12 protein-coding genes are annotated in these 10,860 nt (G+C 53.9%); all 12 read left to right on the top strand.

Annotation, left to right across the window (positions count from 1 at the left end):
* The first annotated feature begins 2 nt into the window (after positions 1 to 2).
* Complete coding sequence (locus ACIPL0_RS10475; protein ID WP_400596566.1) at positions 3 to 776, top strand: hypothetical protein; 774 nt, start codon at positions 3 to 5, stop codon at positions 774 to 776.
* Positions 761 to 1,138, top strand: coding sequence for a hypothetical protein (locus ACIPL0_RS10470; RefSeq protein ID WP_400596565.1), 378 nt, complete (start codon positions 761 to 763; stop codon positions 1,136 to 1,138). The genes ACIPL0_RS10475 and ACIPL0_RS10470 overlap by 16 nt, the downstream gene beginning before the upstream one ends.
* Before the next feature lie 25 nt (positions 1,139 to 1,163).
* Positions 1,164 to 1,625 (top strand): hypothetical protein, encoded by a 462-nt coding sequence (locus tag ACIPL0_RS10465; RefSeq protein ID WP_400596564.1) that lies wholly within the window; start codon positions 1,164 to 1,166, stop codon positions 1,623 to 1,625.
* Positions 1,626 to 1,777: 152 nt separating this feature from the next.
* Positions 1,778 to 2,056: a DUF2388 domain-containing protein gene (locus ACIPL0_RS10460; RefSeq protein WP_400596563.1), complete on the top strand. Its 279-nt coding sequence runs from the start codon at positions 1,778 to 1,780 to the stop codon at positions 2,054 to 2,056.
* A 41-nt stretch (positions 2,057 to 2,097) separates the two neighbouring features.
* Positions 2,098 to 2,472 (top strand): hypothetical protein, encoded by a 375-nt coding sequence (locus ACIPL0_RS10455; RefSeq protein WP_400596562.1) that lies wholly within the window; start codon positions 2,098 to 2,100, stop codon positions 2,470 to 2,472.
* A 91-nt stretch (positions 2,473 to 2,563) separates the two neighbouring features.
* Positions 2,564 to 4,720 (top strand): lipase family protein, encoded by a 2,157-nt coding sequence (locus ACIPL0_RS10450; protein WP_400596561.1) that lies wholly within the window; start codon positions 2,564 to 2,566, stop codon positions 4,718 to 4,720.
* Complete coding sequence (locus ACIPL0_RS10445) at positions 4,699 to 5,478, top strand: hypothetical protein (RefSeq protein WP_400731529.1); 780 nt, start codon at positions 4,699 to 4,701, stop codon at positions 5,476 to 5,478. Before ACIPL0_RS10450 ends, ACIPL0_RS10445 begins: the two co-directional genes overlap by 22 nt.
* A gap of 209 nt (positions 5,479 to 5,687) precedes the next feature.
* Complete coding sequence (locus ACIPL0_RS10440) at positions 5,688 to 6,260, top strand: hypothetical protein (protein ID WP_400596558.1); 573 nt, start codon at positions 5,688 to 5,690, stop codon at positions 6,258 to 6,260.
* A 39-nt stretch (positions 6,261 to 6,299) separates the two neighbouring features.
* The gene (locus ACIPL0_RS10435) at positions 6,300 to 6,944 is read left to right on the top strand and encodes a hypothetical protein (RefSeq protein ID WP_400596557.1); all 645 of its coding nucleotides are present in this window, start codon (positions 6,300 to 6,302) and stop codon (positions 6,942 to 6,944) included.
* Positions 6,945 to 6,995: 51 nt separating this feature from the next.
* Entirely contained in the window at positions 6,996 to 7,262 is a 267-nt protein-coding gene (locus ACIPL0_RS10430) for a PAAR domain-containing protein (RefSeq protein ID WP_400596556.1), read from the top strand.
* Between the two features lie 3 nt (positions 7,263 to 7,265).
* Positions 7,266 to 8,420: a hypothetical protein gene (locus ACIPL0_RS10425; RefSeq protein WP_400596555.1), complete on the top strand. Its 1,155-nt coding sequence runs from the start codon at positions 7,266 to 7,268 to the stop codon at positions 8,418 to 8,420.
* Positions 8,417 to 10,860: ImcF-related family protein (locus ACIPL0_RS10420; protein WP_400596554.1), on the top strand; the 2,444-nt coding region annotated here is incomplete at its 3' end. The genes ACIPL0_RS10425 and ACIPL0_RS10420, both read left to right, overlap by 4 nt.

Below are 10,860 nucleotides of genomic sequence, written 5' to 3'. Positions count from 1 at the left end.
GCATGTTTACATATAAAAGGCTCTTGGAGTTGGGTGAGGAAATCACCATTGAGGATGAAATCCTGAGGAGAGCAGTAGAGAGTTTCGAAGGGGCTGCGATAAGATTTTCGTACGATATGATTGAGGATGCTAAGCATCGTCAAAATTACAATCGCAATATCCTGAGAGTAAAGGCTGCGATGCTTGCAGAGGTGAAGGAAGGGCGCACTTCCGTCATTGCAGCAGCAGAACATTGCTATCACATGCGCAACCAGATAATGGCAGAGACCAGAGCAAAAACTTCTGTGCAGGGGCTTGCGTTTGCGGAGTGGAAGAAAGAGATTCCTCCGACGCAAGACGAATTGAAAGCAAAATATGCTGCGAGTGAACACGGTAAGAAATTTTCAATGCTTTCTGAATCTGAGAAGCAGAAGGTTTATTACAGGATGATTCGTTCTTCTGCGAAGGCTGATCCAATATTTAATGCGCTGAATAAGGCTTTGCGAGTTACGGGGAGTGTGCTGGTCGTTGTTACTGTTGTTTATGCCGCATTTAGTATAATAAATGCCGAAAATAAGATTAAGGAAGCCGCCAAACAAGGTGCTCTGATCGGTGGCGGGGTTGCAGGGTCTACACTCGCCGGTCTTGCAGTTATTCCTTTATGCGGGCCTGCGGCCCCGATATGTGCGGTGGGAGTTGTGCTCGCGGGAGGCATTGTTGGTGGATTGGTCGCCTCTGAAATTTTTGAGCTTTATGATGATGAGCTTGAGGAGTTTTCGAAATGGAACTCGAACTAAACGACCAGAAGCTTTGGCTGGCACTATCTGACATATTTGTGGATACAGAGACTGACTTTCCCCTCGTCGCTCGGGCTGTGAAGGAGTATTCGTTAGAAGAAATAGAGTTTGCGCTTTTTGAGAGAGTGGCACCTGTATGTATTTATAATGGACTGGCATCCGTGCCGCCTGTGTGCTGGTTTTTTAATGAGAAAAAACTGCTTGAGGATATTCGCTTGCTCATACAGAAAGAATCCAAAAGAGGTTTTTTCGGAAAGGCGATGTCGAAAATTAAGGTGAAGCTGATACGCCTTGTTTATTCCGGCGTGTGGGATCAGTTAAAAGCTGAGATATGGAAGCAAAAAACTTGCGCGGTAAACTGAGTCCGGTGCGTGTAGGCGGCTCGACTTGAGTGGGATGTTGTCAGGTTGCTATAGGGTAAGGCTTAACGGGAAATATAAAATCATCAAGGAAGGTGATGGAGGAGCAATGGCGGCTACACCAGATGAAATAAAACTATGGATGACGCTGTCGGCGCTATTCGTCGACAACAATGTTGACTTCGCGGGTATCGCTCGTGACGTCAGCAAATACTCGATGGACGAGCTGGAGTTCGCGGTGCTTTACCGAGTCGGTCCTGTCTGTGTTTGGAATATGGTAGTGACTCCTCCACCCATATGGTGGTGGTTTGAGGAGGAGGACGTAATACCCGAAATTGAAGCACTGATAGAAAAGCGTGCGAGACGGGGAGTATGGGGGCTTGTGTGTTCCAAATGGACGGCTATGTGGATGCGATTGTTTTGCTTCACTGAGTGGAAGCTGTTGAAGGCAGAACTGCTAAAGATAGAGCAGAGTAATTTGACAGGTTAGGTGTGCGCTATTGTCGACGTCTTTTGTCTTGGTCGATATGTTGTGAAGTTTTCTTTGATGGGGAATAGGGGTGTGCAGTGAGAAAAAAGGAATTAAGGCTACTGTACTGTCAGACGAAGAGGTGCTGCCTCAGCGTAGCGATAGCGCTGACGATGATCCCGCCCGCGTCTGCAGATGAAGGCGAATGGGTTTTTTATCCGACTGTTTTTACTACCGCCACGAGCTTGAGGAGTTATACATGGAGTCATGAGACGTCCGACTCTCGTAATCGCTATTCTTCGATAGAGGTGAGAGACGATGCCGCTGCTTTTATAGCCAGCGAAGGGGAAATTCGTGGCCCTTACCTGGAGATGGCAATCTCCGATGTTCGTGAGATTTACCCTGAGTTGAATGATCAGGACATCGCCAGGCTGTTGCTAAGTGCAACGTGATGTAGTTTGAAAATTTCCAAGAGACTGGTGGGAGAGTGATGATGACTAAATCAGAAGACGCTAAGCTGTGGATGGAACTCTCCGATTTGTTCATTGATACGGAGATTGAGTATGCCTGCATTGCCCGCAGGATTGCAGATTTCTCCGTTGAAGAAATTGAGTTTGCTGTGTTTTATCGGGTCGCTCCCATTTGTGTCTGGAATATGATGACGGCGATTCCACCAGTCTGGGCCGGATTTTCGGAAGAAATTATTTCGGAAATCGAGGGGTTGATTGAAATAAGGCGGCGTAGGGGATGGTGGGGGCGGATTTCGGCAACCTGGACTGCACTGTGGATGCGATTGTTTTGCCTCCCCATATGGCCAGCTTTTAAAGCCGAACTGATCAAGGTGAAGCAAAGTAAAGGTGCAGATTAGAGATGTTGCAGCTGACAGTTTGAAGAATCGAGCTCCATTACAGCTCAGTTGACATCGAAGATAACAGACAGAAGCAGAAAAGTGCCTCTGTATGGCTGAACTTTGCCCATTAATTAATGAAATACCGAATGACCAATCATCAAGGACAGTCATGAACGACAGAGAGCACCGTACGGATACCGTTTGCGTCTACAAGCCGGTCACCATCGGCCCACAGAAAAAGCATTGGGTTGAATTCCAGTTGCTGGACGAAATGGGTGACCCCCTGGCGAACTTGCCGTGGCGGGCGATCAATGACGCCGTGCGTGAAGGCTGTGTACCTGAATATTCAGGACTGACGGATGCGCAAGGTGTCATTCGCCTTGAAGGTTTGTATCCACTCGACATGACGTTGTTGATGGCCGCCGATCCCTTGGCCGAAGTGCTGCAGCAAAGGCGCCTGCGCACTGAACGAGCAGAACCCGAGCATCCCGTGCCGGGTGATCCGACGCCTGTGTATGGGCCAATGCGTTCAGGTTTTTCCCCCGTTGAGCAACGCGCAAACGCCGACGGCCATGTCTGGCACTATCTGCGCATCGGTCAACTGTGCGACCGCCTGCCCAACTTTGAGCCTAAGCTGGACGACCCAAAAGCACCGCCGCCGTACCATTTTCCGGATACCACTTACAGCGGCTTCACGGCCCGTTACGAACAGCTGAATCGTCGGCATGTGTTGGAAGTCTGTCCACTGCGGGCCTGGTCGCTGATTTTGCATCATCAGAAAGAATACAGCCTGACCAATGCCTACAACTTGGCGCTGATGAGTAACCTGGCTTACAGCAAGGTTAATGGCCTAATGCATGGCTCAATTAAGTATTTCTTTGATCGCCAATGCCTAGACATGTCGCGCACGCCCAGAGTGTGGGATGGCGGACCGAACTGGCCTTGCGTCGTTAAGGACGTGCCTTTTGACGATCGTTACACCGTTGGTGAATTGTTGAATACGGCCGATGCAAAAAAACCAAAGGGAGACACTCAACTGCTTTACGCAGTTAGCTTCGAACAGGTATTAGTGGCATGGCGTGGCACTGAAATGAATCGCTATAGAGATTTGTTCACGGATCTTGCCATTCGCCCTGTCAAGTCCGAGTCATTGGAGAGTTGCCAGCCGATAGTGCCGTGCCCGGATCTCACAGCAGAAGGACGCGTGCATTTTGGGTTTCTCGAGTCTTTCAATTTGGCGCATGAGTTATTTGTATCTGAACTACGAGTGCTTGTTCCTAATCTAGCGCGTGGTAGGGATTTATTTATTTGCGGTCATAGTCTGGGTGGTGCGCTGGGGCTGCTTCACGCCGCGAAGTTGAGAGATTCGAATCCGCTGCTTTACACATATGGTATGCCGCGCACATTTACTCACAAAGCTGTGAGCGGTTTGAGTGATATCCCTCATTTCCGCCACATCAACGATACCGACACCATCCCCAATGTTCCGCCGGAGGCAAATATTGATAACCACCTCTATAAGGTGTACGGGTATTTAGGTACTGCACTCGGCTTTGCTTGGTCAGCAGGTCAGGCAATGACCAGTGGCTTGTTAAAATATGGTGATCCTTATTGTCATCATGGCGAGGCCGTCATGTTTTATGAGGTGACACAGCATACTGAGGTACAGGCACCGAAGAATCGCCCTCAAGGCGAAAAATTTGGTCATCGCGCATCCGCCAATACGGCAATCAAAGAAAAATTACCCGTAACCGCAATGATGCACGTGGTACCTACGCTGGTCCCGGAGCTCGATGCAAAAGTTGAAGTGGCGCAGAGGCAACTGGTCGAGGGGCTCAGTGAGGAGTCCCGTGAGCGCTATTTTCCACGTCATGGAAACCCGAAACGGGGTGGTGTGGTTGGTATTGGAAATCACTCCATGAGTCATTACACCACGCACCTACGAGATAATTTTTTGGAGGCGCTCAATTCGCTGAGAGAACCTCCACTGGAAGTGCAAGCCACTCGCAAAGAATTCATGGAGCAGATGGGGCGCTACAACAGCATGGAAGTACTGATCGAGGATGAGGTAGACCGCAACCAGTTTTTTATGGATTTGCATAACAAAGTTAAAGATACGGTGGAGGTCACCTGGAGAGAAGACGGTGGCCCGGAAGGCCTGACACGCTTTGATCAGTTAGCCAGTCAACAAGCGGTTTATAAAACCTGCTGGGAAAACACTCTTTTTTCAAAAAAGGAGGTTGCATGTCCATCAGAGAAAAATTAATCGTGGTTACTTTGGTGATTGGGGTCACGTCATTGAATGGCTGCGCAAAAGACGAACGTTTTTTGCCGCCTGCTGACAATGAATACGTCACGGTAACGGTTAAAGTGCCTTCGGATTTTGAGGCTGATACGATGCAGGTTATGTATCGCTCGCCCCTTTGCACTCAGAATAGAGGAGACAGTGCGGGCAGGTCATATGAGGTCGATGGATTCCACAGTATTGAAATCCAACCCAGTCGTTTGGGGGAGACAGATCTATATCAAGCAAAACTGGCGGTTAATGGTGGTGGGCAGTGTCAATGGCGCTTGAGTAACGTCACTTTTGGCGTGGCATTTTTAAAGCCCGCTATTTTTGGAGCAACTACATTTTCCGGCGGAGGCGGAGTCGTCGTCATTTTTGATAATAATGACTCTAGCAGAGGGGGGGCGGACTACCATGTGGATGGTGATTTGGAGGTGGTGAAGGATTATTATCCTTGGATTGACGAAAATTTTCTGGGAGGCTATTGGAAAGATTTAAGAATGTTTGGCGGAGCTCATGCATATTTGATGTATAGCGCCTTAGCGGCTAAAAAGATTTATTTTGAGCCGATTTTTCATTCGCAATACGAGTTGCGGTCAGTTGGGCCGAAAGTTCAAATGAAAGGCCATTATACGACTTATACGTATCCTGACGGTAGCGTTTCTTCAGACGGGAAATGGCCGCCAAGCTTGAAAAGGCTTGAGGCCATACGTTTGGCTACGGAGTCAAAGAAGTGAGCCGTATATATTACACGTTGCTTGTTGTTTTCTTCGCTATGTCATCTGGCTGTGCGAAAAACATAAGCTTCCGGCCTCCTGCGGAGGGTGAGTATGTCACTATCAGGATCAAAATACCTCAAGAGCTGAAGGTGGAGCGAGTGTGGTCCTTGTATAGCTCAAGTATTTGCAAACGAGCTACTCATGACAGTAGCTATAGGCGATCGTACGTGGATGCGCATCACGTATTTAACACATCATCATTTCAGCGTGTTGGTGATACGGATGTATATGAAATGAAGCTGCCCAGAAGTGGCGGTGGGTGGTGCCAGTGGCGTTTAAGCAATACCAGATTTTATATGGTTCATGGAAATCCAGGTGTTTACGGAGCTGATGTTGCCCCGGGAGGCGGTAGTGGAATTGTTATTAATTTCGACAGGGGGGGTAATCAGCAGAGTGGCTCAGATGATTTAGTGTTTAAACAGGATTACTATCCGTGGATTAATGAGGGGTTTTTAGGAGGTTACAGAAAAAGAATTATTGTCACGAGTGGGATATATCTTGATAAGAACTATCATGTTGGCAAGGCGAGCTCGATATATTTTGAGCCTGCTTTTCATGCTGGCTTTGTTTTAAGGTCGCAAGGGCCTAAGGTTAAGCGGGATGGGGTCTATACGACTTATACCTATCCCGATGGAAGCATATATTCTGATGGGAAATGGCATCCTAACATGAGCCGTTTGCAGGCTATCCGCGAGGCTGCAGAGGCCAAGAAGTTGATTGACGCCGCAAGGAAAAAATAAGGCTGTGCATGGAATTAATTAAACATAGGTTGGGGCGTGATGAAGGTTTTTATCTATAGGCTTTGGTTGGTGTTTTTTGCGTTGGGTATTTCCGCTTGCAGTCATACGGTGACGATCCCCGTTAGTAAGATTTTATCCTCGACGCCAGAGGAGATTTATGTTCCAGTTGTCATGAAGACTGATAATGCTGACGGTAGAGTTATGGCTTGGCAGTTTAGGCGGATGGAGGGCATAAAAGGTGTTAGGTATGTCAGTCATGACCAAACGGGTGAGCCTAATCATATTAAATACTGGATGCCTGTAACGCTCGGGTCTGATGGCAGCCAGATAAAGACGATAGCATTTCATCAAGGGAAATATAGTGATGGTGATGATCCTCGCCTGGATTTAGGCTGGGCTATAAATAAAGAATGGGTCGGACAATTTCCTGGCGAGGCGCGGGAGAGTATCTTTGAATTTAATCTCTGTAATGATACTGAAAGGACGTTTGTCAGTAATAGTTATGCTGATACTGTTTTTTTTGATGGTTGGCCTACGGATTTTCAAGGGGTAACGCTGGATAAGGATAAGTGCGTGGAAGTGTGGATGTTGGTCGATTTAGTGTCGAGGTATCGTTCTGGGGATTTTAATGGGGATACTTTTGGGCGCAGGCAGCGGTTTTTGTTAGAGGCAAAAAGAAAATAATGCTTTTTGTCAAAATAAATGCCTTCCCAATTTTTATAGAGTGCACTTGATATGCCCCAAGCATTTGTCCTGTTAGGCGACCCCACCACCCACGGTGGCGCCGTTATTTCTGCTTCTTCCACCCATATCGTGGCCGGCCGAAAGGTTGCGCTGGTCGGTGATCTGGTTGCCTGTCCGCTTCCCTTTCATGGGGTCAACCCGATTCTGCAGGGCTGTCAGGGCTGGTCTGAAAATAGCCGTGCGCTGGTGGTCAATGGCTGTGTCACGGCCTGTGGTTGTCTGGTGATTGCCAGCACGTCCGATTGCGCGGTGGCTTGAGTCATGGCCTGGAATCGTCGATCGCCCGAGGTGGCGCAGGCGCCGATGCCACCCTCGATGGCGCGCTGGAGTGTGGCGCTGGTCATCGCGGTGTTGATCGGCGTTCTGCTGTTTTTGCTTTACGCCGCACTTCCTTCGTTGCAGGTGTTGAATGTCTGGCTGTTGTGTGCGTCGCCAGTGGTGGCGGTGGGGCTGGCGTTTGCGGGTCGTGCCTATGGTCATGGCGGGGCGTTGAGCCGTTTCGAGTCTCAGCAGGCCACGGCCCGTGAGGCGCAGGATGCCTGGCAGCGTTGGGGGCAGCGGGGCATGGCGGTGCTTGGCACTTGCCTGTTGTTGCCGGATCAGGTCTCGGCCAGTTCTGTAGCGCAAGGAGGGCAGGCATTGCCGCCACGTACAGGGCAGGCACGGCGTCTCGACGGCTTGCCGGCCAAGTGCGACGCGCGGGTGCAGGCCGGTATCGACCAGTTGCTGGCGACGCTGGCTGCTTCATTGACGGTATTGCCCGCCGCTCAGACGCTGAACGTGACGTTACTTACCGACATTCCGCCCGCCGACTATCCGGCAGCCCAGGCGCATTGGCAGCAAGGCTGGGCGCGTCTGAAGACGCCGCTGGAGCCGGCTCGCGTCAGCCTTGCGGCAGCACTGTCGCCGCACTGGATCGAAGAAACACTGAAGACCGCCAGCACGGCGGTGGAGTTGATCGTGGTGCTGCAGGTGAACGGCGAAGCAGCGTATTCCGACGGTCTGGCGGCGCTGTTGTTGTGCCCGGATGCGTTGGCCGAGAAGCACGCGTGGTCACGCACGGCGACGTGGCTACGACCGATGCCGCTGCAAGCCGGACCGCTGGAGCAGGAGTTCGCGCTGTTTCTGCAAACCCAGGCGAGTGCCCGCGAAGCCACGGGGCTGTTGGCGGACCGTGCTGACTGGCTGCCGCTGAACGGCCGTCTGTTGGCGGCCAGCACTGGTGAGGGCGCCCTGGAGCCGACGGCTCAGACAATCACGGAAACCCTCAGCGGCGTGCCGGGGCCGCTCGGCCATTGGCTGGTGGCCGTGCTCGGCATCGAGCTGACGCGGCATCGGCAACAACCTTTATTGCTGCTGACTCAGGACGGGACGCAGCACTGGATCAGTACCATCACGACCAAGGAGTCGGTATGAGTGTTTCAAGTAGCCGTTGGCGCTTTTTCGGCGCCGTGGTGTTGTTTGCGGCGGTCGCGGGTGGCATCGCGTGGGGCATTACCCGATACGGACCTGCTCTCGGGCTGACCGAGCGTGCCCATCAGGTGCTGGCCTTTTTGTCGATTCTGATGACCTTCTTCCTGCTGCGGGTGCTGCCGCGCCTGTTGGATCAGCTCAAGGCGCAACGTGATACCGCACAGGCACGAAGCAGTGGCGTGCTGCCGCAGTCCGATGCGCAGATGGCGCCCGACGTGACGGCGACGGATCAGTTGAAAACGCTTCGTCCCACCCTGAGTGAGATCCACGGCCCGTTCTGGCGCCGCAAATTCCGCCTGCTGTTGGTGTTCGGCGAGCCGGAGCAGATCAAGGCCCTGGCCCCTGACTTGCCTGAAAGCAAATGGCTGGAAGGCGAAGGGCTGGTGTTGATCTGGGGCGGCAGCGTGCAAGGGATGCCAGATAAATCGCTGTTTGAGCAATGGCAATCCCTCTGCCGCTGGCGCGCCCTGGGCGGTGTGGTCTGGGCCTTGAACGAAACCCAGAGCCGTGACGCGTCGGCCATGACCCAGGGCGTGCGCCACTTGCGTGAGCTGGCTCGCAAGCTGCGCTGGCAGCTGCCGTTGCATGTCTGGCAGGTGACGCCGGGGCAGTGGTCGCAGAGCGGGCGCAAGACGCAGCCGGTGGGGTGTGTGTTGCCGTCGCCACCGACCGCGAAAGCCCTGAGCGAGGCGCTGGAGGGGCTGGTGCAGCCGATGGCCGAGATGGGCTGGGCGCAGATGCAGGGGCAGGAGCATCACGATTTTCTGCTGCGGTTGTCCCGTGATTTGCAGGCCGAGGGCATTGCCCGTTGGGCGCAGGCGCTGACGCCGTTGTTCGGGCGGTTTGTGCCGGGGGTGACGTTGCGCGGCTTGTGGTTTGGCGAGCCGGTGGCGCCAACGGTCAAGGCGGCGGGGGAGGCGTCTTCGTTCTGGCTGATGGACGCGGCGTGGCTGGGGATTCTGGGGGACAAGCCCGGTCGCACGCGGCGGATCGGCTGGCCGCCGACGCGCATCGCTTACGTGGCGATGATCAGTCTGGCGGCGCTGTGGGGCGCCGGTTTGTTGTTGTCGTTTGTCAGCAACCGCGCGCAGGTGCTGGAGATTCAGAGCCATCTGGCGGCGGTGCAACCGGATGGCAATCAGCAGCAACAGGTGTTCGCGCTGCATGAGTTGATGCGCGAACTGGGGCGGCTGGACCATCGCGCGAAAAACGGTGAGCCGTGGTACCTGCGTTTCGGCCTGAGCCAAAATCAGGCGACGATGGATGCGCTGTGGCCGCGCTACGTCGAGGCCAATCAGCGGCTGATGCGCGACCCGGCGGCAGCCAATTTGCAACGGCAGCTGGCGGCGTTGGTTGCCTTGCCGCCGGACAGCCCTGAACGCAATGAGCGCGCGCCAGCGGCCTACGAGCAGTTGAAGGCCTATCTGATGATGGCTCGACCCGAGCGGGTCGATGCGGCTTTTCTGGCCCGCACACTGGAACAGGCCGAGCCCGAGCGTGCCGGTGTTCCAACCATGCTCTGGGCCACGCTGTCAGCGCCGATGTGGCAGTTTTACGCCGAACAGTTGAAAGACCATCCCGAGTGGCGCATCGAAGTCGATCCGCAATTGCTGGCTCAGGCGCGGCAGGTGCTGATCGGCCAGATGGGCCGGCGCAATGCCGAAACCAGCCTCTACCGTCAGGTGCTGGATACGGCGGCGTCGCACTATTCACCACTGGACTTGCAGGACCTGCTCGGCGAGACCGATGCCTGGGCGCTGTTTTCCACCACCGCCGGGGTGCCCGGCGTGTTCACTCGCCAGGCCTGGGAAGGCCATGTGCGTCAGGCGATCGACGACATCGCCGAGGCGCGCCGCGAAAAGATCGACTGGGTGCTCAGTGATCGTGAAGGCGATATTGCCTCGGATCTGACCCCCGACATGCTCCGCGAGCGCCTGATCGCGCGCTATTTTCAGGATTACGGCAGCGCCTGGCTGAGCTTTTTGAACAGCCTGCGCTGGCAGCGCGCCGACAGCCTCGGCGATGTCATCGATCAACTGACGCTGATGAGCGACGTGCGCCAGTCGCCGCTGATCGCGCTGATGAACAGCCTCGCCTGGCAGGGCCAGGCCGGCAACCGCACCCAGGCGCTGAGCGAAACCCTGCTCAAGTCGGCAGAAAAACTCATCGGCCGCGACAAGACGCAGATGATCGACCAGTCGCTGCCGACCACACACGGCCCGCTGGACGCCACCTTCGGCCCGCTGCTGGCGCTGATGGGCAAGGACGCCGGGGTCGGCGCAGACAGCTTGAGCCTGCAGGCATTTCTGACCCGGGTTACCCGTTCGCGCCTGAAGCTGCAACAGGTCAGCAACGCCGCCGATCCGCAGGCGATGACCCAGGC

Source organism: Pseudomonas sp. NPDC090208 (assembly GCF_044746785.1).
Lineage (GTDB): Bacteria > Pseudomonadota > Gammaproteobacteria > Pseudomonadales > Pseudomonadaceae > Aquipseudomonas.
The sequence above is the reverse complement of the archived record's forward strand: the minus strand, read 5'-3'. Positions and strand labels throughout refer to the sequence as shown.